This is a genomic window from Fischerella muscicola PCC 7414 (assembly GCF_000317205.1).
Taxonomy (GTDB): domain Bacteria; phylum Cyanobacteriota; class Cyanobacteriia; order Cyanobacteriales; family Nostocaceae; genus Fischerella; species Fischerella muscicola.
The window spans coordinates 1-22,051 of the sequence record NZ_AJLK01000119.1; the positions used below are offsets into that span (position 1 = coordinate 1).

The window sequence follows — 22,051 nt, forward strand, 5'->3', positions numbered from 1 at the left end:
ATGACGAGAAAAGCGAAAAAAGGTAGTAAAAGAAGAAAGCAAAAAGCAGGACTCAATAAATCCATTCTCTCAGTCGGTTTTGTCACCCTGAACAAGATGCTGACCTATAAGATTGAGGCGAAGGGCGGATTGATGATTGTGCTACCTACCAAGGATGTCAAGCCATCTCAACGTTGTCCAAAATGCGGAACCGTCCACAAAGAATGGGCAGAATTGTCAACTCGTCATCATGTCTGTTCAAAATGTGAGTTTGAAGTACCACGTGACGCGAGTAGCGCGATGGTGCTGTATAACGTTGTGACTAATCAACAACCGGGGTTGGGAACCAGCCTCGATAGTTTCGGATGTCTAAGCTCTACGTCAAAGACTAGTAAACGAAACAATACTGGATCTATGAAGCAACTTGGGCAAATGAGGAGACAAAAATCTAGCAACATGGCGGAACCGGGCAAAACCCCGTCCGCCTATGCGGCGGGGTAGTTCATGAAAGGCTTTGGTGCAGAAACAGGATTATTTGTGTAGTTTCGTAAAGCGAGGAAAGCAGCTGTAGCAGAAGCAATTGCTGCTATCGCCCCTACAACTCTCGCAATCACGTCAACTTTTTTGTACTTAATCTCTAATTCCTTATACTTTTTCTCACCCTCACCACTCATTGGTAGCTTTTCTCCACAATCGTCTAGTTTAGGTTAATACTGATTGCTTTCTGGCTGTACCATCCTAAGACAGAAAATTTGCTACCTATTAAATTTTACAAAGCGATCGCCTTCTCCTCATTTGTTTGTTCTTGACTGAGAGAATCCAATATTCCCAACATTTCCTGTTCAAATGCTACCTGGGCGCGATTAGTTTTGCCACCCACATACATACGTCCATCGATCTGCAATGCCCAAATTTGGGAGTGGGAAAAATAACTCATCACCACACCCAACATCAACAAGGCAAATCCAGTATAAACAATAGGAATTCCTGGATCGGCTTTAATTTGTAAACCGGTACTACCAACCACATCCAAAATAGTCAGTTTCACACCATTAATTTGGGTGGACATACCTGTCCGCAAAGTGTTGAATAGTTGGCCTGCGGCGTCATAAATTAACACTGTTCCTTGTAAATCTTTGGCTAGTAGGGAGACACCCTCGCTTAAATCTGGTTTTGTGGGAATCCAGGTTCCCCAGATCCGGCCATTTCCATTGGTATTTAACAGCGCCATTGGTATCTGAAACACCGGGCTTTGGCTCACCCGCACTCGCACAGCAGCAATTCCCCAGTCTGTTTGGTAAAAAGTCACACCCCGATAACGCAGAGGTTGATTAACAAAAATTGTCTTGTGATCAACTTCTTGGTTTTGGTTATTTAAAACAGATAAATCTGAGTAAAACTGGTCAATACTGCCACTAGGAGTATAATCAATCCAAAAACGATTCACACGCACAGACCAATCTTTAGGTATGCGGGTTGCAGCCCAAGGCCCTGCATCAATAATATTTTTAACTTGGAATGTATTACCACTGGCAACCATTTCCTGGGCCATAAATCCAGTCATCGCCCCCCAAATTGACCCTAAAAGAATCACAACTATACCAATATGTACAATGATTGGGCCGATGCGTCCAATGATTCCTTTGCGGGCATAAAGAATATTAGCTTTATCTGTTGCTTGAAAAACTTTATAGCTGCGCTTCTTTAATATTTGGGTAAGAGAATCAACAGAACCATTATCTAGTTCTGCACTCAATGCTAACTTAGTAAATTGTCGGGGTTGATCATAAAATTTCCAACGACGGGCTGCTTTTAAAGCTGGTAACTGACGGGTAAAAGTACAAGCAGTCAAGCTAGTACCAAAAAATATCAGTAAAGCTAAAAACCACCAGGTACGATAAACATGATCTAGCCCCAAAGTTAAAATAACTTTCCAAGATAGGAAACCAAATAAAGCTGGGTGTTCTGGATAATTAGCTTGGTAAAAATTCAGTGATTGACCTTGTTCAATGACTGTACCAGTGATACTAAACAGAGCAATAATTAGTAGGAGTGCGATCGCTAAACGTAAATCTGTTAATACAGGTAAAAAATCCTGTCGTAATATCCGCGCGATCAACCACCCATTTGATTGTTCTGTAGATTGTTCAGTAACTGTATTATTTGTATTGTCTAAAGTCATTTGAATTAATAAATTATGTAGTTGATCGTTGGTAGTTGATTGTTGGTAGTTGATTTTTGGTAGTTGATTGTTGGTAGTTGATTTTTGGTAGTTGATTTTTGGTAGTTGAGCGTTGGTAGTTGATTGTTGGTAGTGACAACATCCAAACAACAAATATCAAACAACTGACAACAAACACCAAACAACAAACAACCATCAACAAACAACCCTATTAAAAAGGAATCCGAGAAACGAGAGAAAAAACACCAAATCCTACTAACAACGCCCCGCTAATTGGGTTAATCCAACCAGACCAACGGCGTAATTCTAGTATCTTTTTAACAGAAGCAGTAAAGGTACCTGCCAAAATTAATGGTGCTACATAACCTGCGGTGTAGGAAATAAGCAAAACCGCACCTAAAATTAAGTCTTGTGTATTAGCAACCCAACCTAATAAACTTGCCAAAACAGGAGTACTGCAAGGAGAAGCAACTAAACCAAAACTCAGACCGATCGCATAGGCGCGCACACCTTGGGGTAATTCTTGAGAAATCCACTCTGTACCGCCAAAAGAGGGCATTTGTAAGGGCAAAGCTTCTAGTAAATTCAGCCCCATCAGGATAGCTATAACGCTAACAATAATTGGTAAACCAAAACCGATTTGACCGTAGACTTTTCCAACCAAAGCTGCTACAATTCCTAAACTTGCAAGAGTAGTTGCTAATCCTAAAGCAAACCAAGTAGACTGGGCAGCAGCTTGCAGGCGGCTTTTCGCCTCGTAACCGCCGATGTAGCCGATAGTGATAGGCAACATAGACAGCATACAAGGTGTGAGACTGGTGAGTAGCCCAGCAATAAAAATTATACCTATGCTTAGCAAACTCAGGTGCGTCAACTGATTAGAGACAAGGGAGTTAGCGAATTGTTCTAGTTCGTAAAATTTGGTTTGCAGGTTTTCAAGCATGGGCTAGATAAATGGAAAGTCCTTGCACTGCTTGAATTGTAGCTTAATTTGCGCTAACGGGTGGGAGTTATCACTATGCTGTTGGAGACTCGCAATGTTCAACGATGGGCTTAAGGTCAATTGTAAAATTAAGAAGTCGAGAAGATAGGCAATCGAAATAGCGAGGTACTCATGACTTACACGGAACTGCGCCAAAAAATCGAACAACAACTAGCCCAATTGCCACCGGATCAACTCTCCTTGGTCAGCAACTTCCTGGATTCCCTCCAAAGTAAAAGTAGTATTAGTCAACGTCCGCTTCGTCGACTGGCTCCAATTAAACGAGGAACCAAGGCGGGTGATCTGGTGAAATTTGCTGGAACCTGGCAAGGCAATGATTTGGAAGACTGTCTTCGCTCAGTCTATGAAACCCGCTCACTAGCCCAGTTTTGATTTCTGTCTCCATGTATCTATTAGATACCAACCATTGCAGTTACATCATTAATAATATCCCTAACGTCATTGCCGCTCTGCAATCTCGTTCTGCCAGTGACATCGGTATCAGCATCATCACTTACGGCGAACTGCTCTACATGACCGAAAAATCAGAACGACAAGCCCAAAACCTTGCCGCAGTTCAAGCATTTTGATGAGTGTTGACTTATATTTTATTGACGAAGAAACCGCTATTTTTTACAGTCAACTCAAAGCAGCAGTTTTTAATCAGTTTGCCCCTAAAGATAAAAGCAAACGTCGGAGTAAAAGTGTTGGAGATTTGGGATTTGATGACCGTGATCTCTAGATTGCGGTAACAGCGATTCAGCACAATCTCATCCTTGTTTCTGCCGACAGCGATTTTGTCCGAATTCAGCAAGCACAATCTTTTTTGGTGGAATCTTGGCTATAAGTCAATACGCTTGGTGTTAAGGATAAACAACCTGTCGATATTATCGTTCTATCATACATCTTCCACCAAAATATAAAGACGCTAAGTTATTCTTAGCGTCTTTGCATGAAATAAATTTGGCTGTTTTAGCTTATACCATCTCAGAGGATGTTTGCACTACTGCTTGAGGTTGGGGTTGGAACATAAACAAGGAGTAGACCACATCTCGACGAATATTGGTCATCATATCCAAGAAGAGTTCGTAACCCTCGGTCTTGTATTCAATTAATGGATCTTTTTGACCATAACCCCGTAATCCTACGGACTCACGCAAAGCATCCATTTGTTGTAGGTGTTCTCGCCAGAGGGTGTCAATTCGCTGCAAGATAAAGAAGCGTTCGGCTTGGCGCATCAATCCGGGTTGAATTTGGTCTATTTGCGCTTCCTTCATGTCGTAGGCAATTCTTACCTGTTCATGCAAGAAGGCTTTAATCTCACTCATTGACATATCTACTAGTTGAGATGATTGTAAATCTGCTAGTAGATAAACAAATTCTTTGACTTTCTCAACTAACTTATCTAGTTCCCACTCTTCTGAAGGCAAGTCTGGATTGATGTAGTAGTTAACGATGTCATCCATCGTTCTTTCAGCATACTCAATCACTTGTTCTTTCAGGTCTTGTCCTTCCAACACCCGGCGGCGTTCGGCGTAAATAGCACGGCGTTGGTTGTTCATCACCTCGTCGTACTCAAATACCTGCTTACGGATATCGTAGTAGTAGGTTTCGACTTTTTTCTGGGCGCCTTCTAAGCTGCGGGTAAGCATCCCAGATTCGATCGGCATGTCTTCCTCAACGCGGAAGGCTTCCATTAATTTCGCAACGCGATCGCCACCAAAGATCCGCATCAAGTTATCTTCTAAGCTGAGGAAGAATCTGGTGGAACCAGGGTCGCCTTGGCGTCCCGCACGTCCCCGTAACTGGTTGTCAATCCGCCGTGACTCGTGGCGTTCTGTACCAATTACGTGTAAGCCTCCCAGGTCTACTACTTCTTGGTGTTCCCGACTGGTAAACACTTCATACTCTTGCTTGATACGGTTGTAAGCTTCCCGCAATTTCTGAATTACAGGGTCGTCAGTGGGGGCTTTTTCGGCGGCGACAGCAACTTTTTCTTCTGCTTCCAATTCTGGTAAACTGCGATCGCCATAGGCTTTGACTGCCATTTCTACTGCTTGTTTGAGCAGTTGTTCTGCTTCTTTAGAAAGCTGAGTTGGGAAAACCTGGGGCGAAGCTTTCCAAGTTTTGACTTTTTTCCCAGGGGCAAAGCCTTGTCCACCACCGGAAGCGGGAGGCAAACCAGCTGCCCTATGGACGCTAAACATATCTTCATCTTCTGGCTTGACGATCCGGGGCATGAAGTATTCCCGCATCTTCAAACGAGCCATATATTCAGCGTTACCACCCAAGATAATATCCGTACCTCTACCAGCCATGTTAGTGGCGATAGTCACAGCACCTTTACGTCCTGCTTGAGCGACAATCTCCGCTTCCCGCTCCACGTTTTCTGGTCGGGCGTTGAGTAATTCGTGGGGAATGTCCATTTGCTTCAACAACTGGCTGAGATACTCAGATTTTTCTACACTTGTAGTTCCTACCAATACGGGTCTACCAATTTGGTGCATTTCGGCACATTCTTTGGCGATCGCTCGCCACTTGCCCGCCTCATTCTTAAACACCATGTCGGACAAGTCTTCCCGTCTCCTGACGCGGTTGGTAGGAATGACGGTTACTTCCAGTTTGTAAATTTTTTCAAATTCGGCTTCTTCCGTTTTTGCCGTTCCTGTCATTCCACCTAATTTTGGATAAAGCAAAAACAGGTTTTGATAAGTAATGGTCGCCAAAGTTTGGGTTTCTGGTTGAATCTCTACGTGTTCTTTGGCTTCAATTGCTTGGTGCAGACCATCACTCCAACGCCGTCCCGGTAGAACCCGCCCGGTAAATTCATCAACGATGACTACTTCTCCGTTGCGGACAATATAGTTAACGTCCTTCAGGAACAGTTCTTTGGCTTTAATCGCGTTGAAAACAAAGTGCGCCCAAGGATCTTCAGGGTCAAATAAATCTTTTACTCCCAAAAGCTGTTCTGCTTGCGCAAAGCCTTCATCTGTTAGCAGGACGTTACGGGCTTTTTCATCTACTTCATAATGCTCATCTTTTTGCAAAGCGGCAGCGATCCGGGCTGCTTCTATATATTTTTCTGTGGGGCGTTCGACTTGCCCAGAAATAATTAACGGTGTCCGCGCTTCGTCAATTAAAATTGAGTCTACCTCGTCAATCACGCAGTAGTTGAATGGGCGCTGCACTACATCCGTGATTGATGTTGCCATGTTGTCGCGTAGGTAGTCAAATCCTACCTCACTGTTAGTGACATAAGTAATATCACAGTCATAGTTTTTTTTGCGCTCTTGGGGGGTCATACTAGCCTGAATCAAACCTACACTCAAACCCAAGAAGCGATGCACCTGCCCCATCCATTCCGCATCCCGACGAGCCAGGTAATCGTTAACAGTCACTACGTGTACACCTTTGCCCGTGAGAGCATTTAAATAGCTAGGTAAAGTTGCCACAAGGGTTTTACCTTCACCAGTTTTCATTTCGGCAATTTGCCCTGTGTGCAAAATTACACCACCCAGCAACTGCACATCAAAGTGCCGCAACCCTAAGACTCGCCGTCCGGCTTCCCTGACTACAGCAAAAGCTTCGCTGAGAATGTCATCAAGAGTTTCGCCTTTTGTCAGACGCTGCTTAAACTCTGCTGTTTTGCCCTTAAGTTCTTCATCAGAAAGGGCTTTGATATCTTCCTCTAAGAGGTTAATTTCAGTGATGTAAGGTTGGTATTTTTTAAGCTTACGAGCGTTGGGGTCGCCCAACAAAGTTTTTAGCATGGCAGATTATTTAACAAAATCAACGGGGACGGGAATTTTAGATTTGGGTTATTGATTATATGTATTTGACCCAACTGAGTTTTATCAGTTATCAGTTGTCAGTTATCAGTTTTGTTCTTTGGATTAAAGTCCCCCACCAATTGGTGGTAATTAGTTGTTAGCTGTGGGTAAAATTCCCCACCATACGCTTGATAACTGATAAATGTTCACTGTTCACTGAATTTAATACTCTATAAATAGGTTGGCAATGGAAACTTCCAACCAAAGCAGCAACGAGACAAAATAATCTAGTTACTAAATGATGGCTTTAAATTAGGAGTTTATATTTGAAACTTTATTAATAGTATCATTTCGCTTCCAGATGAGGCAGTGAAGCCCGACCATGCTCAAGTAGCGATGCCGTTCTTTGTGGAGTAAGGGGTGTGAGGGGTGTGAGGAGTATGAGGGGTATGAGGGGTGTGAGGAGTATGAGAAGTACAAGGATAAATATTTCTTTTACTCCTCACACTTCCCACACTCCCAGACGCTTCAAACAGCGCGTCTCTACATTACTCCTCACACTTCCCCACTTAATTAGAATTCTCCCCCTCCGGAGTCAGACGACGGAAATTATACTCATTGGCACTAGGATGACAGGAGACACAGCTATTGATCTCTACAGGACGTGGCAATTTAATTTGGGGGTGTAAAGCTTTGAAAAAACGAGAGTTGTTGACCCGATAAGGTGTTTGTTCGTCTTCTAGGATAGGACGGGAAAAAGTGGAAAGATATCTCCAAACCAAAAGGCGTGGTGGATCGACAAGAGGTTGAATTTGGCCGCCGTAATGTTGCGAGTCTTGCAGAATATTTTTCCAAGTTTGGGTGGGTAAAACTTGTGGCGGTAGGGCAATATGACAACTAGAGCAATTTTCTAAGTAAAGTTCTTGTCCGAGTTGATACTGAGCAGGTACTACATCTACAGTGCCGATTTCAGAGGTAGGAGTTGCGCTTTGGGCATTTGTTGCGAAGGAAATGAGCCAACCCATAGCCAAACTCCAAGTTAGGACTACTAACAATAAACCTAAAGATTTTCTTTTGAATTGGCGACGCTTGTGATACTTAGTTAGATTAGTCATTCCTCACACTCACACAAATAACTTCAACAAATTTAAGGAATCGGAACTGCCCGCAATAATCTTTCCATTACACTTTTAGCACTGCGTCCACCTGTGGGGATGAGACGATGACAAAGAACATGAGGAGCAAGAAATTTCACGTCATCGGGAATGGCGTAATCACGCCCCAATAAAAAAGCCAGTGCTTGAGTAGCTCTATGTAACGCTACCGTACCACGGGGACTTACCCCCAGAGTAATTTCCTCATCGCATCGCGTCGCCCGCACTAAGTCAAGGATGTACTGTTGCAAGGAAATATCTACCTTGATTTGAGCTACGATTTGCCGCAATTCTTGTACTTGTGCCAAGCTAATACAAGGTTGTAAATCGGCAACATTCACTCCCTTATCCAGGCGTTGCAGCATTTGTAGTTCTTCTGCTTCGGAAGGATAACCCAAACTCAAGGACAGCATAAACCTGTCCATCTGTGCTTCTGGCAGAGGAAAAGTACCTTGGTATTCGATGGGGTTTTGAGTAGCAATAACAAAAAATGGTGTGGGAACAGCACGGGAGACACCATCGGCTGTTACTTGTTGTTCTTCCATAACTTCTAGTAAAGCCGATTGGGTGCGCGGTGTAGCGCGATTAATTTCATCAGTTAATAAGACATTGGCAAATACTGGGCCGGGGAGAAAGTGAAATTCGCCGCTTTTGGGATTCCAGATGTTAGTGCCGGTGATGTCGGTTGGTAGTAAATCAGGGGTGCATTGTAGTCTTTGAAACTTACCATCAATTGAACGGGCGAGTGCTTTTGCTAAGAGAGTTTTACCGACTCCCGGAACATCTTCGAGCAAGGCATGACCACCTGCTAGTAAAGCAACTAGTACTAAGCGTATGGCCTCATTTTTGCCAACAATAGTGTAAGCCAAATTTTGTGTGAGGGCGTCAATTTTGTCTCTCATAGAAATTGGGGATTGGGTAGCGGGAGAGGGGGAGGTGGGGAGATGGGGAGATGGGGAGATGGGGAGATGGGGAGATGGGGAGATGGGGAGTGTGGGGAGTGTGGGGAGTGTGAGGAGAATAATATAGTAACTAATTCCCTTTGTCCTCCTTGTCCTCCTTGTCTCCCTTGTCCTCCTTGTCCCCGTTCCTCTTTCCCTTTTCCTTTATTAGTGTTCCCTTAGCGAGACAAAATTAACACTCAACATTGAAAAAAAGCTCTAGCGGCACTACAGTCTAGTTGAATTTGTGTTTTGAGTGCTTCTAGATTAGGAAATTTTTGTTCTGGTCGTAAAAACTTTTCGAGATGCACTGCCAGCTTTTTACCATATAAATCACCAAACCAATCAAATAGATGTACTTCGACTGAAAGATTAATACCATTGACTGTGGGGCGATTACCTATATTCATGACGCCAAAATAGTCATTTCCTGTAATATCTAATGTTTCACTAACAGTAAAAACACGGACTGCGTAAACACCGTGGTGAGGCAGAAACTTGTCTTTGGGTAATTCGAGGTTAGCGGTAGGAAATCCAATAGTTCTGCCTATTTGTTGACCTTTAATCACAGTACCAATGAGGGTGTAAGGTCGTCCCAGCAATTGGTTAGCTCGTTCAATGTCGCCACTAGCAAGAATTTCGCGGATAAGTGAACTGCTAATTCGAGTCTGTTGGTCTACCTCGGTATTATTTTCTTGAGATTCTGCACAAGTTTCAAGAGAGGCGATGGTAACAGGAATTTTGTATTTAGCAGCAATGATTTGTAGGTCACGGGCGGTACCAGTACGTCTAGAACCAAAACGAAAATCTTGCCCAACGCTAATTTGTACTGCTTGCAATTGTTGAACGAGAATTTTTTCTACAAATTCTTCTGGAGTCAAAGCACATAGTTCTTTATCGAAGGGTAATAGTACTAGTTGTTGTACTCCAAGCGATCGCAACTGATAGACTTTTTCATCCAATGGTGTGAGCAAACTCCTGGGTTTACCTGTAAAAAACTCTTGGGGATGAGGATCGAAGGTGACGACGGTTGAAAAGATGGAACCGTTGTGGGGTGGTGGGGTAACTTTTTCCCCATCTCCGGTTCTCCCCATCTCCGGTTCTCCCCATCTCCGGTTCTCCCCATCTTTCCTAAACGGTGGCAGAATAGGTTGAATCACTCGTTGATGACCACGATGTACACCGTCAAACTTGCCAAGCGCGACAGCTGTTGGCGTCAGAGCCAATTCAGGTGAAGATGTTACCCACACAGAACACCCATTTTGAGACAAATTTAGCACGTCGATTCTGGGATTTTAGGTTTTGTTCAGCTTTTTTGCTAACCCTCAGGGAATTGCCTTTGTGGGCGTTTTTAGCCTGTGGTAGAAGCTTTCAAGACATTTAGTGCTATCAGCTTTTGCCTTGTTACTAACTCATACCACAGACACCCAAAGGGCGCTTACCTGTAGAATAAGCTCTTGATCACCAATCTAATCTAAAATCTAGAATTGCTTCCTTGGCAATATTTACATAGAAAACTTACTAATAGGAAAAGATTCTGATAAAGGAACTGAAACAGGAACCTGAAGCACCATTCCTTCCCGTGCCATAACTGCACCAGGAAATTTCTGGCGTGCTTCTTCCCCTACACGATCTAAAAATTCATCATCATGGCCAGGATCGTGGTGAAAAATTACTAGTGTCTTAACATTGGCGGCTTTGGCTACCTTCACAGCTTCTTGCCATGTAGAATGTCCCCAACCAATTTTAGGATTGGTTGGTGAATGATATTCTTCATCGGTATATGTAGAATCGTAAATCAGGATGTCAGCGTCACGAGCTAGCCACAGGACATTTTCATCCAGCCTGTCTGCAAAATGTTCGGTATCCGTAATGTAAACAGCAGCACCACCACGCCAATTGACTCGGTATCCGACTGCTTCGCCTGGATGGTTAAGTGGAGCCGTTTCTACGGAAATATCATCAATACGTATGGCTTGTCCTGGTATTACGTCGTAGAAATCTAAATTTGCCTGCATTATTTGCAAGGGAACAGGAAAATTTGGATGCAACATCTGGTCATTGAGGCGCTGTTCTACGGTTGAACCATCAGGAGCGATCGCTCCATAAATATGAAAGGTATTTCCCCTCACAAACCCCGGGGTAAAGAAGGGAAAACCTTGCATGTGATCCCAATGGGAATGAGTGAAAAATATGTGAGCTTCTATAGGCATTTTGGGCAACAAAGATTGCCCTAAAACATGCAATCCCGTGCCACCATCAAAAATTAAGCGTTTGCCATCCACTTGCATTTCAACGCAAGGGGTATTACCTCCGTAATGGACGGTGTTTGGTCCCGGACAGGGGATACTGCCGCGAACGCCCCAAAAATGCACGGTAAATTGGTTCTCTATCCTTGACATGGGTGTTGCTTGCTGGACTAGCGGGCGATCATCCGATTTTAGATTTTGGATTTTGGATTTTGCGAAAAGTTTGTAGACGCTTTGCGGCTTCCCGTAGGGTGCTAGGGCTTCCGGCGATCAAAGCTTTTCAAGACGGATTGCCTCCACAGATTAATCTGGGGGCTTGTACCATCAAATCATCATCGGATTTTAGATTTTGGATTGCCTCCACAGATTAATCTGGGGGCTTGTACCATTAAGGAATTATCGGTCAATCTAAAAATGTTACTTATTGCGTTAAGTTTATGCCGTTTCACTTCTTTTGATAGAGAGTGAATTTATTAGTAAAAGAGCGTACCTTGACCCAGGTAGATTTTACGCAAAATAAATTAGGTAAACTCTAAGGTCAATCTCAAGCTTTTGGAGTTTTTATAAGGGTTATTTGCAAGTGCGCTCCTACTTTATAGCCTATATTTAATCGTGATGCATTTAACCATCACATTACGGTTATTCATACTCCTAAAATTTACTTTAGTTTGAAGTTCCACTGAGATAATTGATGCAACCCTGTGCCGTAGGTCAGGTTGTATTGTAATGGCGTCACACTAATGTAGTTATCACGGATGACATGCACGTCCATAGGTATATCTTGAGGCAAATTCAAACCTACTGGTGGTTCTATATCTTCTAAAACCTCTCCCGTTAACCAGTAGTAAGTCTTACCACGCGGATCAACTCTTTTATCAAAAACATCAACATAGCGTCGCACCCCTTGGCGAGTGATGACAACTCCGGAAATTTCTTCCCATGTCACAGCAGGAATGTTAACATTCAGCAACATCAAATCTACCAAAGGTTTTGCCACCAGATATTCCACTAAGATTTTGGCAAATTTCGCTGCTGGTTGAAAATCTTTAGAAGACAAACTAGTAAGACTAAGTGCCACACTGGGAATACCTTCAATTAAGCCCTCCATTGCCGCAGAAACAGTACCAGAATAAAGAATTTCTGTTCCCAAATTCCCACCTTGATTAATACCAGAAAGAACTAGGTCGGGGGGAGAATCAAGCAAAGCCCACAGTGCTAATTTTACACAGTCAGAGGGAGTACCATCACAAGCCCAAGCTTTGACGGCAGGATGAAAAATAGACTCGACAATTTCAGCGCGAATTGGTTGATGTAAAGTCAGTCCATGCCCAGTAGCCGAACGTTCTCGATCTGGACAAACTACAGTGACTTCATGTCCTGCTTCTGCCAATGTATTAGCAAGGGTGCGAATACCCAAGGCATAAATACCGTCATCGTTACTGATAAGTAATTTCATCTGTTGATTCAGTGCATGTGTCATTTGTCATTAAGTCATTAGTCAACAGTCTTTGGTCAATTGTCAATGCCACAAGTCACAACATATGAAAAAAGGGATTGGGGATCGGGTATCAGGGAGTGGGGGCCGGTGAGTTCCCCATCTCCCCATTGCCCCTAATCCCCACTCCCTTAGGGGAGTGGGGGCCGGTGAGTTCCCCATCTCGCCAGACTACCCATTCCCTAATATCGCTTCTAAACTGGTAGTAACAGGTTGCGTTGCAACCGTTGCCTTTGATGCACAATTGACTTATTAATTAATTTGATTAGTCTTTTGTCATTTGTCCTTTGTCATTAGTCCAAAGTTAATGACCAATGACCAATGACCAATGACCGATGACCAATGACCAATTTGACTATTAACTAATGACAAGTAATTTAGAGACTCAACTTTTGGCACTGCAAGAGGAAGGAGAAAAAGCGATCGCAGCTGCCACTACCTTAGAAACTCTTGAAGAATTAAGAGTCAAGTATCTTGGCAAAAAAGGTAGTTTATCAGTGCTTCTGGGCGGTATGGGTAAACTCCCAGCAGAGGAACGACCAAAAATAGGAGCGATCGCTAATACAGTTAAAGAAGCACTGCAAAAAAGCCTTGACCAGCAACGCACGACCCTGGAAGCAGCTAAAATTCAAGCACAGCTGGAGGCGGAAACTTTAGACGTTACCATGCCGGGAATTTACCGCCCCCAAGGCCGAGTTCATCCAATCAACGGCATGATTGACCGGGCGCTGGATATTTTTGTCGGTATGGGCTATACGGTGGCTTCTGGGCCAGAAATGGAAACAGACTACTACAATTTCGAGGCCCTAAATACCCCGCCTGACCACCCGGCCCGCGATATGCAGGATACTTTCTACTTGCCGGATGGTAACTTGCTACGGACTCATACCTCATCGGTGCAAATTCGTTACATGGAAGCCGAGGAACCTCCTATCCGCATTGTCGCACCAGGAAGGGTCTATCGGAGAGATAACGTGGATGCTACTCACGCGGCAGTTTTTCATCAAATTGAACTTTTAGCAATTGATGAAGGACTAACTTTTACCGATCTCAAGGGTACGATCAAGATATTTTTGCAACAAATATTTGGTGAGTTGCCAATTCGCTTCCGTGCCAGTTATTTCCCATTTACAGAACCATCTGCGGAAGTTGACTTACAGTGGAATGGACGCTGGTTAGAAGTGATGGGCTGCGGTATGGTTGATCCAAATGTGTTGAAAGCGGTAGGATACGACCCAGAAGTTTATACTGGCTTTGCCGCCGGTTTTGGCGTGGAACGCTTTGCGATGGTGCTGCACCAACTAGATGATATTCGCCGTGTATATACTAGCGATTTGCGCTTTTTGCAGCAGTTTTAAAAATGGTCATTTGTCATTTGTCCTTTGTCATTTGTCATTTGTTTAAGTAATGACCAAATGTACGGGCGAAGCATTTGGGCGATAATTGATTGGTTTTGTGGAAAGATTACTCATCAAATGCTTCGCCCCTACGACAATTATCACAATGACCACAATGCCAATTTTCACCCTTTTGATGAAAACCAAAGGCATTTAACAAAAACTGCCAACGACACTGCTTGGTTGTCAGATACTTATTCATCTGCTTGGTGGCGTGCAATTGACTTACAGGCTGATTTTTTGTAGCAGACACAATGCTGTAGTGAAAAGGGTCAAGCCAGTTGAGTTGCCCGGTAGTGTGCAGGAGAGAAAGAGCAATAGCAGCATCGGGATACTGCCGTGTGAGTGCATTTATTTCCCCTGTTTTTGGTAGTTTTTTGATTAATTGCTGTGCTTCTAGCTGTTGCGATCGCATTTTATCCTCAAAAAAATTCTGTCTTTGCTTATCTTCTGGATCTAACCACCCCGTAGGTTCACTTACCAAAGTCAACGTCTCGGCTGGTTTACCATCTCGTCCGGCGCGTCCAATTTCTTGTACATACTCCGATAACAACAAAGGTGCGTGAAAATGAACCACCCAACGCACATCTGATTTGTTTATCCCCATACCAAAAGCAGAAGTGCAGACAACAAAGGGCATTTTCCCTTCTATCCAAGCAGTTTCAATCATGCGCCGTTCTTCTGCACTCAGTCCTGCATGATAACTGGCTGTCACATAACCCATCTGTTGCAACCATGCAGCTAAATTCTCGCTATCTCGCCTGCTGCGAACGTAAACTAATCCTGCTGTTTGTTGTTTTTCTCTGATAAATTTTAATAATTGTTGCTTTCTATCCCTTGGAGTCCAAACTAATCGAACTCTTGGGTTAAGATTAGGACGATAAGGGTCTAAAAGAAATACTGCTGGTTGGTTTAGTTGTAAAGTTTCTTGGATTACTTTTTGGGCTAGAGGATCGGCGGTGGCAGTGAAAGCGGCTAGCGTTATTTTTGTTCCTGTTGGTTTTGATTTCAACAGTGCTGGTCGCACTGCCCCAATTCTTCGATAGGCGGGTCTAAAAGTATCTCCCCATTGCACTAAACAATGTGCCTCATCTAAAATCAAGCCGTTAATTGTAAGTTGTGACTGGCATAATATTTGCCATACTGGCGGGCTAAGTAAAGTTTCTGGCGATAAATATAATAATCTCAACTTTTGTTGTTCCAAAGCTTGCAGAATTTTTCGTCGCTGCCAAGAGGGTAATTCGCTATGTAAAAGTGCAGCGCTTAACTTACGTTGGCGTAGTTCTTGGACTTGATTTTCCATCAGCGCTACTAAAGGCGAAACCACCAAAGTTAATCCTGTTTGTAACAAGGCCGGCAACTGAAAGCAAATAGATTTTCCGCCACCAGTAGGCATGATAATGAGTGCATCATTTTTTGCCAATAAACTACGGATGATTTCTCCCTGTGGCGAACGAAAATCTTTGTAACCCCAAATCTCTTGAAATGCAACTAATACCTCATTCCAGGATATTTTTGCAGAGTTATTCATGAGCTAGTAGCAGATGGAATTAATTTTTTGAATATATCCTCTACTGAAAGATTCCTGGCTCAGTAATTTTATATATATTAGCGATCGCTCAAAGTTACATGTGCTTCTTACAACCCCCAAAAAATATTTTTACGGCGTTGCATACACCGGTTTGCAATTAGGTGTAGTACAGGTAAAAACGTTGACGCGCTCATAGGCTACCTACGGAAGCCACTCCGTGTCTACGGTGCAGGGTACACTCATGGAACACCAATAAAACTACACTTCATCCAAATAAGAAGCGCTATAATTTGTGGATATTTTCTCTGGTAAATATAAAAGAACTTGACGTTCTTGGCGTCTTGGCGGTTAATTCTACTCTGGGGGAAGCCGTGACGTGTCTACATCCTCATTCTATGCAACGCCTTTTTTACTTCCACAATTTCACAATTTCAAAAAGTAGTAACAATTGCAGTGCAGAAACAATTTTTTATGTAATGAGGACTAAAGTCCTCACTACAATCCTAGTATTTTCTAAGCAGTCACTTCCTCTTGCTTGGGTTGATTTTGCAACCAAGCGTATAGTCTATTTAAGGCGTTAACGTATGCCTGCGCCGATGCCACAATAATATCTGTATTTGCTGCATGACCAGAGAAGACTCTATCTTCATGCCGGAGGCGAATTGTTACTTCTCCGATGGCATCTATGCCAGCTGTGACTGATTGCACAGAAAACTCAATTAACTGGTTGGGTACATTGATAACACGGTTAATAGCTTTGTAAACTGCATCCACAGGGCCTGTACCAATCGCAGCATCAATTAATTCGTCACCTTCTGGATTACGTAGGGTGACTGTGGCGGTGGGTTTGGCGTTGCTACCACAGGAAACTTGCACTAACTCTAACTTAAACAGATCAGGAGCTTGTTGGATTTCATCATTAACTATAGCTTCTAAATCCCAATCTGTAATTTCTTTCTTTTTATCTGCTACTTCTTTGAATCTGACGAATGCTTTGTTTAATTCTGTTTCTGTTGGTTCATAACCTAATTCTCGCAAGCGTGTGCGGAAAGCGTTTCTACCAGAATGCTTACCCAATACAATTTGATTTTCTGTCAAACCAATTAATTGGGCATCCATAATTTCATAGGTGAGCTTGTTTTTTAGCACACCATCTTGGTGAATTCCTGATTCGTGAGCAAAGGCATTTGCACCAACAATTGCTTTGTTTGGTTGCACCAGCATTCCTGTTAAATTAGAAACCATACGTGAGGTTCTATAAATCTGCTTGGTGTCGATATTTGTGAGTGGTTCTTCAGATTCTGTTGGGCGTCCCAAGAAGGGATTAAAATATTGCCGCCGCACATGCAATGCCATTACTAATTCTTCTAGGGCTGCATTTCCGGCTCTTTCGCCAATGCCATTAATGGTACATTCTAACTGTCTAGCACCATTTTTGACTGCTTCTAAAAAGTTAGCAACGGCTAAACCTAAATCATTATGTCCGTGAACAGAAATAATTGCTTGGTTAATATTAGGAACGTTTTCTTTAATTCCTTTGATTAATCCTCCAAATTCTGTTGGAGTTGTGTAACCAACAGTATCAGGAATATTAACTGTTGTCGCCCCAGCCGCGATCGCTCTTTCTAAAACTTCATAGAGAAATTCTGGATCAGAACGTCCCGCATCTTCAGGAGAAAATTCTATATCATCAGTAAAACTTTTCGCATAAGCAACCATTTCTTCTGCGATCGCTAACACCTCTTGCCTACTTTTTCTCAGTTTGTATTTGAGGTGAATATCAGAAGTAGCTATAAAAGTATGAATTCTTTTTTTTGCAGCTGGTTCTATGGCTTGGGCAGCAGCTTTAATATCTTCTTGTCTTGCTCTTGCTAAACTACAAATTACAGGCCCATTTTCTGTCCCTACAATTTGAGCAATTTTATTTACTGCTTCAAAATCTCCAGGACTTGCAAAGGCAAAACCAGCTTCAATCACATCCACACCCAAGCGCGCTAATTGCTTAGCAATAGCAAGCTTTTCATCAATATTCAAAGTTGCACCTGGGCATTGTTCGCCATCTCTAAGGGTGGTGTCAAAGATAATAATTTTTTCTGGTTGAGTTTTCATTGGCTGTTTGTTGTTTAGTGTTTACTTGTGGTTTAAAATACCTTAAAACTTAATTTTTTTACTTTTATAATTTGTAAATAAGTATCGAAATTATAATGCGTCTACTTTTTCTATTTGGTCACGAATATCATTTAAATCTATATATCTATCCGTAGCATTGCGTAATTCCCTAGCAATCATTCCCTCTGTTGATACCACTGTAATATGAGTATTTTTTGAACGTAATAATTCTATTGCTCTTTCAAAATCTCCATCGCCACTAAATAAAACAACTCGGTCATATTGGTCTACTGTATTAAACATATCTACTACAATTTCTATATCTAAATTAGCTTTTTGTGAATAACGACCAGAAGAATCATCATAATATTCTTTGAGAACTTTAGTTCTAACTGTATATCCTAAACTTATTAAAGCATCTCTAAAACCTCGCTGATCTTGTTGATCTTTTAAGCCAGTGTACCAGAATGCATTTATTAAGGTTGTGTCTGGCTGCTCATGTCTGAAGTATTCTAAAACTCGTCGCGGATCAAAAAACCAGCCATTTTTTTGTTGAGCATAGAACATATTGTTTCCGTCTACAAAAATAGACAGACGATTCATAGAGGAACCCATAGTAAAGTTACACCTAAAATATAGATAAAGAAGAATTTAGATTGAGCAGTAGATTATAGCAATTTTAAAATGACAAATTTGCTATTATCTATAAATTATAATGTCATATATAAGTTATATTTAACCCCTCTGAAAGTATAAAATTGCCAGAAACATAGTTATTAAGGATAACCAAGTGCTTAACATTTTTCACACTCGGCGCTGTTAATTGCACCCCGTAGTCAAAATCTACGAATCAAATTGACTAAGTAACAGCTTAGAATGGCTGTATACCAATTAAGTTTACTCCTAAAGTGGTGTAATCAGGCTTAGTGTAAAGTTGAGGTTGAAATTATTTCTTGGGACAGAGCAAGGATTGCACACGATACGAGATTGCTTTTCAGTAAAGCCTTTAAATAGAGAATACTTCTTCAGGTAGAGCAGGGATTGCCCTGTTACATACAGCTAATAGTGTAGGTTCGGGAGCAACTTCTGTAGAAGTGTATCCTCTAGTATGGAATAGCAGCTTACTCCATAGCAGTAATATTTCGCTGCAACCCATGTCTGTTTGGAAAAATAACTCTAAATGGCTAAGTTAAGTCAAAATTCAGGTATTGTCTAGCTAATATGTCAGATATTTTCTGTTCAGTGCTAATGCAACTTTGATGATAAATAGAGGTTAGTTTACAAATGTATAAGTTTTCCATTTAAGCCTTATTTCAAGTTTATTGTCCTAAAAGAGTGCGTAAATAAATAAAATCACAGTAAATCAATCAGCAATACATATGCCGGAAGAACCTATATATACATTAGCTAAAAAAGATGTCTCAGCTGCCAATCAAACCTCAAGTAAATCAACAAAAGCAACTTTGGCAACATCAGTACGTCAGACAAAGCTGATGGGGCGCTTAGGTAATTTACTTGCTGGTTGTTGGGCAATTTCAGCAGCGCTGCTGAGTGCTTCCAGTTATGGCTGGGTAGAATTACTAGAAAATCAAGCATATTCTGTTTTTTTTATTCTCCGAGGATCCGTAGTTCCCAACGAAGACATTGTGATTTTGGCGATTGATGAACAGTCGATATCAGTGCCAGGACAGTATTACAAAACAAATCCGCAAGCCTATGCTTATTTAGAACCACTGCAAGTCTTTCCTTTTCGACGTGTAGCATATGCCCAAGTCATCGAAAAGTTGGTACAAGCAGGAGCACGTCATGTAGCTGTAGATATATTATTCGATTTACCAAGTAATAATAAAAACGATCGCAAATTACAGGCAGTTTTGCAGCGTTATGGAAGTAAAGTATCCTTAGCCGCAATTTACGAAAATTCCGAAACTCACCAAGGTATTTTTTGGCAATTAACTCAACCTCACCAGATGTTTCGTACAGGTTCAGTGTCAATAGGTTCGGTGAATTTTCCCAAAGAGGTAGATGATAAAGTACACCGTTTAGCTAGTGAGTTTCCCAAATTATTAGAGGCACAAGAAGGTTTTGTTCCTACCGATAAAATTCCCTCTTTTACTGAAGCAGTTTTAAGGGCAGCTCAAATAAATTATCCTCGACCAAAAGGCGATCGCATATATTTTTATGGCAGCGCGGGTACTTTTGAAATGTATCCATTTTGGCATGTACTCGACCCAGAAAATTGGAATACTTATTTACAACAAGGCAAGGTATTCAAAGACAAAATTGTCCTGATTGGAGTCACATCCCAAGCAGCAAAAGATTATTACTTAGTACCAGCAGCTTCTAGCTGGTTATATCCAGAACCAATGTCGGGAGTAGAAATTCATGCCAATGCGATCGCAACTTTGATGGAAGGAAAAAGCATTGCCCAAGCTATTCATACTGCACCTTTGCGTGGTTTATTTGTGTTTAGTTTAGTAGGCATATGTGCAGTAGTTATTGCTAAAAGCAAGCATGTCATTAAAAGATTTTTGTACAGTGTAATTCTTGCTATTAGTTGGGGAGGAATTAGTTATGGATTATTTATCTACGGTCAGGTAATTTTCCCTGCTGCTATTCCAGTTATAGCGATCGCTGGAATCGGATTATCCTATCTGGCAACGGAAGCAGCGAAAGAATTTTTGAGGAAACATCAATTATTAATCATTTTTAATAAATACAAATCTTCTCCCGTTGTCCAAGAAATTATCAGCCAACAAGATGACTTGCAAGATTTACTTCAACAACTGGATATAGCGTTATCAGGAAAAATTTTAGGCGGACGCTATAAAATTGTCAAAGTACTTGGTGCAGGAGGATTCAGTGAAACCTACATAGCTGAAGATATGCAACTCCCAGGCAATCCTTTGTGTGTAGTCAAGCAACTAAAACCAGCTACTCATAAACCCGAACAATTGGCAGTTGCCAGACGACTATTTAATGCAGAAGCTCAAACATTGCAGAAATTAGGAACATATAACCAAATACCCCAACTCTTCGCTTATTTTGAACAAGAAGAAGAATTTTATTTAGTTCAAGAATACATCGATGGTCATGCTCTTAGTCAAGAAATACCACCCGGCAGACAACTTCCAGAAGCCGAAGTAATCGAGATTTTGCGAGAATTATTGCAAATATTGATATTTGTCCATCAAAATGGTGTGATACACCGAGATATCAAACCTAGCAACATCATCCGCCGAGAATCAGATAACAAGCTGATACTAATTGACTTTGGTGCTGTTAAAGAAGTAACCACCCAAATATTGGGTAGTCAAGAACAAACCGCCTTTACCATTGGCATTGGTACTAAAGGTTATGCACCCACTGAACAATGTTTTGGGCGTCCACAATATAATAGTGACATTTATGCAATTGGCATGATTGCCATTAAAGCGCTAACTGGCATCCCTCCTCACGAACTGGAAAAAGATGCTAATGGTGAATTGCAATGGATGCACAAAGCAAATATTAGCCCTGCCTTTGCTGAAATTATCTCTAAAATGGTGCAGGAAGACTTTCAACAGCGTTATCAGTCTGCAACAGAACCGCTACAGGCACTCAACAGTTTAATTATTCGCGAAAACAAATATACTTCACCCAACGATGAATCATTGTTGAATTCTGTTTATTTTAGAGAGTCAGATATTCCTACGACACCTTGGGTTGAAGTCCCAGAAGATACTTTAATACAAGACATTGACAATCCCCCCAACTTGAAGTAATAGTCGAAGTTCGCACTCTAGTGTTAGTCCGCCCAGAACTTCAGTTCTGGGTTCATAGCCTAATTAACCACAAAGTACTGCAATTAAAACCGTCACAAGCATTTTCGTCCCCCGATTTAGAATCGGGGGAAATTTAAGTTGATTGTAAAAATTGGCACTTATACCCTCGATCTATTGATTTTGTGGAGGGCCTGGAGGTGTAGGTGTTTCTACCGGAGGTGGAGTTGGGTTTACTCCAGTGGAGTCAATTGGGGTGGGAGGCGTTGGTGTTTCTACTGGAGGTGGAGGCGTTTGTGTTTCTACAGGGGTGGGAGGCGTTGGTGTTTCTACTGGAGTTGGAGGTGTAGGCGTTTCTACTGGAGGTGGAGTTGGGTTTACTCCAGTGGAGTCAATTGGGGTGGGAGGCGTTGGTGTTTCTACCGGAGGTGGAGGCGTTTGTGTTTCTACAGGGGTTGGAGGTGTAGGTGTTTCTACTGGAGGTGGAGTTGGGTTGACCCC

Annotated in this window: 20 protein-coding genes and 1 pseudogene; 8 read left to right on the plus strand and 13 right to left on the minus strand. The window is 42.1% G+C overall.

Translation table 11 applies throughout. The features are described from left to right. Positions 1 to 480 (plus strand): zinc ribbon domain-containing protein (locus tag UYI_RS0118985; protein WP_016868250.1); only part of this gene is annotated, 480 nt, incomplete at its 5' end. Here UYI_RS0118985 and UYI_RS32910 read toward each other — a convergent pair. From UYI_RS32910 to UYI_RS0119000, 3 genes are all read right to left on the minus strand, one after another. Next, positions 465 to 653 (minus strand): hypothetical protein, encoded by a 189-nt coding sequence (locus tag UYI_RS32910; protein WP_016868251.1) that lies wholly within the window; start codon positions 651 to 653, stop codon positions 465 to 467. The two genes, UYI_RS0118985 and UYI_RS32910, sit on opposite strands and share 16 nt — an antisense overlap. Before the next feature lie 95 nt (positions 654 to 748). Then, on the minus strand, positions 749 to 2,161 hold the full coding sequence (locus UYI_RS0118995) for a cytochrome c biogenesis protein (RefSeq protein ID WP_026086044.1): 1,413 nt from the start codon (positions 2,159 to 2,161) through the stop codon (positions 749 to 751). 211 nt (positions 2,162 to 2,372) lie between these two features. Next, positions 2,373 to 3,104: a cytochrome c biogenesis protein CcdA gene (locus UYI_RS0119000; RefSeq protein ID WP_016868253.1), complete on the minus strand. Its 732-nt coding sequence runs from the start codon at positions 3,102 to 3,104 to the stop codon at positions 2,373 to 2,375. A gap of 171 nt (positions 3,105 to 3,275) precedes the next feature. Here UYI_RS0119000 and UYI_RS0119005 point away from each other — a divergent pair, with 171 nt between their 5' ends. From UYI_RS0119005 to UYI_RS39065, 3 genes are read left to right on the plus strand one after another with little or no spacing between them, the layout of a single operon-like run. Beyond that, entirely contained in the window at positions 3,276 to 3,536 is a 261-nt protein-coding gene (locus UYI_RS0119005; protein WP_016868254.1) for a hypothetical protein, read from the plus strand. An 11-nt stretch (positions 3,537 to 3,547) separates the two neighbouring features. Continuing rightward, the gene (locus UYI_RS39060) at positions 3,548 to 3,733 is read left to right on the plus strand and encodes a type II toxin-antitoxin system VapC family toxin (RefSeq protein ID WP_235147972.1); all 186 of its coding nucleotides are present in this window, start codon (positions 3,548 to 3,550) and stop codon (positions 3,731 to 3,733) included. Further along, complete coding sequence (locus UYI_RS39065; protein ID WP_235147973.1) at positions 3,733 to 3,885, plus strand: hypothetical protein; 153 nt, start codon at positions 3,733 to 3,735, stop codon at positions 3,883 to 3,885. Before UYI_RS39060 ends, UYI_RS39065 begins: the two co-directional genes overlap by 1 nt. A gap of 235 nt (positions 3,886 to 4,120) precedes the next feature. On the opposite strand, the gene secA is transcribed toward UYI_RS39065, so the two are convergent. The 3 genes from secA to UYI_RS0119025 all read right to left on the minus strand — a co-directional run bounded on the left by secA (position 4,121) and on the right by UYI_RS0119025 (position 8,969). Further along, on the minus strand, positions 4,121 to 6,913 hold the full coding sequence (gene secA, locus UYI_RS0119015) for a preprotein translocase subunit SecA (RefSeq protein WP_016868255.1): 2,793 nt from the start codon (positions 6,911 to 6,913) through the stop codon (positions 4,121 to 4,123). Positions 6,914 to 7,482: 569 nt separating this feature from the next. Continuing rightward, positions 7,483 to 8,028, minus strand: a complete 546-nt coding sequence (locus UYI_RS0119020) for a cytochrome c (RefSeq protein ID WP_016868256.1) — start codon at positions 8,026 to 8,028, stop codon at positions 7,483 to 7,485. Between the two features lie 32 nt (positions 8,029 to 8,060). After that, entirely contained in the window at positions 8,061 to 8,969 is a 909-nt protein-coding gene (locus UYI_RS0119025) for an AAA family ATPase (RefSeq protein WP_016868257.1), read from the minus strand. Between UYI_RS0119025 and UYI_RS36960 the strand changes: the two genes are divergently transcribed. Then, on the plus strand, positions 8,959 to 9,096 hold the full coding sequence (locus UYI_RS36960) for a hypothetical protein (protein ID WP_016868258.1): 138 nt from the start codon (positions 8,959 to 8,961) through the stop codon (positions 9,094 to 9,096). The two genes, UYI_RS0119025 and UYI_RS36960, sit on opposite strands and share 11 nt — an antisense overlap. Before the next feature lie 112 nt (positions 9,097 to 9,208). On the opposite strand, the gene UYI_RS0119035 is transcribed toward UYI_RS36960, so the two are convergent. Together UYI_RS0119035 and UYI_RS0119040 are read right to left on the minus strand one after the other, a co-directional pair. Continuing rightward, on the minus strand, positions 9,209 to 10,288 hold the full coding sequence (locus UYI_RS0119035; RefSeq protein ID WP_016868259.1) for a bifunctional riboflavin kinase/FAD synthetase: 1,080 nt from the start codon (positions 10,286 to 10,288) through the stop codon (positions 9,209 to 9,211). Positions 10,289 to 10,513: 225 nt separating this feature from the next. Beyond that, on the minus strand, positions 10,514 to 11,410 hold the full coding sequence (locus UYI_RS0119040) for an MBL fold metallo-hydrolase (protein ID WP_026086045.1): 897 nt from the start codon (positions 11,408 to 11,410) through the stop codon (positions 10,514 to 10,516). Here UYI_RS0119040 and UYI_RS0119045 point away from each other — a divergent pair. After that, a complete protein-coding gene (locus tag UYI_RS0119045; protein ID WP_146007633.1) occupies positions 11,404 to 11,628 on the plus strand; it encodes a hypothetical protein in 225 nt (74 codons plus the stop codon). The two genes, UYI_RS0119040 and UYI_RS0119045, sit on opposite strands and share 7 nt — an antisense overlap. 287 nt (positions 11,629 to 11,915) lie before the next feature. On the opposite strand, the gene surE is transcribed toward UYI_RS0119045, so the two are convergent. Further along, the gene (surE, locus tag UYI_RS0119050; protein WP_026086046.1) at positions 11,916 to 12,713 is read right to left on the minus strand and encodes a 5'/3'-nucleotidase SurE; all 798 of its coding nucleotides are present in this window, start codon (positions 12,711 to 12,713) and stop codon (positions 11,916 to 11,918) included. A gap of 404 nt (positions 12,714 to 13,117) precedes the next feature. Between surE and pheS the strand changes: the two genes are divergently transcribed. Continuing rightward, positions 13,118 to 14,110, plus strand: coding sequence for a phenylalanine--tRNA ligase subunit alpha (gene pheS, locus UYI_RS0119055; RefSeq protein WP_016868264.1), 993 nt, complete (start codon positions 13,118 to 13,120; stop codon positions 14,108 to 14,110). Positions 14,111 to 14,216: 106 nt separating this feature from the next. On the opposite strand, the gene UYI_RS0119060 is transcribed toward pheS, so the two are convergent. The 3 genes from UYI_RS0119060 to UYI_RS0119070 form a co-directional block, all read right to left on the minus strand. Next, positions 14,217 to 15,680: a RecQ family ATP-dependent DNA helicase gene (locus UYI_RS0119060; RefSeq protein WP_016868265.1), complete on the minus strand. Its 1,464-nt coding sequence runs from the start codon at positions 15,678 to 15,680 to the stop codon at positions 14,217 to 14,219. Positions 15,681 to 16,193: 513 nt separating this feature from the next. Next, the gene (locus tag UYI_RS0119065; protein WP_016868266.1) at positions 16,194 to 17,789 is read right to left on the minus strand and encodes a 2-isopropylmalate synthase; all 1,596 of its coding nucleotides are present in this window, start codon (positions 17,787 to 17,789) and stop codon (positions 16,194 to 16,196) included. A gap of 90 nt (positions 17,790 to 17,879) precedes the next feature. Beyond that, the gene (locus UYI_RS0119070) at positions 17,880 to 18,404 is read right to left on the minus strand and encodes a LabA-like NYN domain-containing protein (protein WP_009454098.1); all 525 of its coding nucleotides are present in this window, start codon (positions 18,402 to 18,404) and stop codon (positions 17,880 to 17,882) included. A gap of 764 nt (positions 18,405 to 19,168) precedes the next feature. Between UYI_RS0119070 and UYI_RS0119075 the strand changes: the two genes are divergently transcribed. Then, a complete protein-coding gene (locus tag UYI_RS0119075) occupies positions 19,169 to 21,553 on the plus strand; it encodes a CHASE2 domain-containing serine/threonine-protein kinase (protein ID WP_016868267.1) in 2,385 nt (794 codons plus the stop codon). Positions 21,554 to 21,724: 171 nt separating this feature from the next. On the opposite strand, the pseudogene UYI_RS0119080 reads toward UYI_RS0119075, so the two are convergent. Beyond that, positions 21,725 to 22,051: pseudogene (locus tag UYI_RS0119080) on the minus strand (DUF1565 domain-containing protein); the annotation flags it as partial.

What these genes read in the sequence shown, in the direction of transcription:
- UYI_RS32910 (WP_016868251.1), bottom strand. Translation starts at nt 653, where the DNA reads ATGAGTGGTGAGGGTGAGAAAAAGTATAAGGAATTAGAGATTAAGTAC.
- UYI_RS0118995 (WP_026086044.1), bottom strand. Translation starts at nt 2,161, where the DNA reads ATGACTTTAGACAATACAAATAATACAGTTACTGAACAATCTACAGAA.
- UYI_RS0119000 (WP_016868253.1), bottom strand. Translation starts at nt 3,104, where the DNA reads ATGCTTGAAAACCTGCAAACCAAATTTTACGAACTAGAACAATTCGCT.
- UYI_RS0119005 (WP_016868254.1), top strand. Translation starts at nt 3,276, where the DNA reads ATGACTTACACGGAACTGCGCCAAAAAATCGAACAACAACTAGCCCAA.
- UYI_RS39060 (WP_235147972.1), top strand. Translation starts at nt 3,548, where the DNA reads ATGTATCTATTAGATACCAACCATTGCAGTTACATCATTAATAATATC.
- UYI_RS39065 (WP_235147973.1), top strand. Translation starts at nt 3,733, where the DNA reads ATGAGTGTTGACTTATATTTTATTGACGAAGAAACCGCTATTTTTTAC.
- secA (WP_016868255.1), bottom strand. Translation starts at nt 6,913, where the DNA reads ATGCTAAAAACTTTGTTGGGCGACCCCAACGCTCGTAAGCTTAAAAAA.
- UYI_RS0119020 (WP_016868256.1), bottom strand. Translation starts at nt 8,028, where the DNA reads ATGACTAATCTAACTAAGTATCACAAGCGTCGCCAATTCAAAAGAAAA.
- UYI_RS0119025 (WP_016868257.1), bottom strand. Translation starts at nt 8,969, where the DNA reads ATGAGAGACAAAATTGACGCCCTCACACAAAATTTGGCTTACACTATT.
- UYI_RS0119040 (WP_026086045.1), bottom strand. Translation starts at nt 11,410, where the DNA reads ATGTCAAGGATAGAGAACCAATTTACCGTGCATTTTTGGGGCGTTCGC.
- surE (WP_026086046.1), bottom strand. Translation starts at nt 12,713, where the DNA reads ATGAAATTACTTATCAGTAACGATGACGGTATTTATGCCTTGGGTATT.
- pheS (WP_016868264.1), top strand. Translation starts at nt 13,118, where the DNA reads ATGACAAGTAATTTAGAGACTCAACTTTTGGCACTGCAAGAGGAAGGA.
- UYI_RS0119060 (WP_016868265.1), bottom strand. Translation starts at nt 15,680, where the DNA reads ATGAATAACTCTGCAAAAATATCCTGGAATGAGGTATTAGTTGCATTT.
- UYI_RS0119065 (WP_016868266.1), bottom strand. Translation starts at nt 17,789, where the DNA reads ATGAAAACTCAACCAGAAAAAATTATTATCTTTGACACCACCCTTAGA.
- UYI_RS0119070 (WP_009454098.1), bottom strand. Translation starts at nt 18,404, where the DNA reads ATGGGTTCCTCTATGAATCGTCTGTCTATTTTTGTAGACGGAAACAAT.
- UYI_RS0119075 (WP_016868267.1), top strand. Translation starts at nt 19,169, where the DNA reads ATGCCGGAAGAACCTATATATACATTAGCTAAAAAAGATGTCTCAGCT.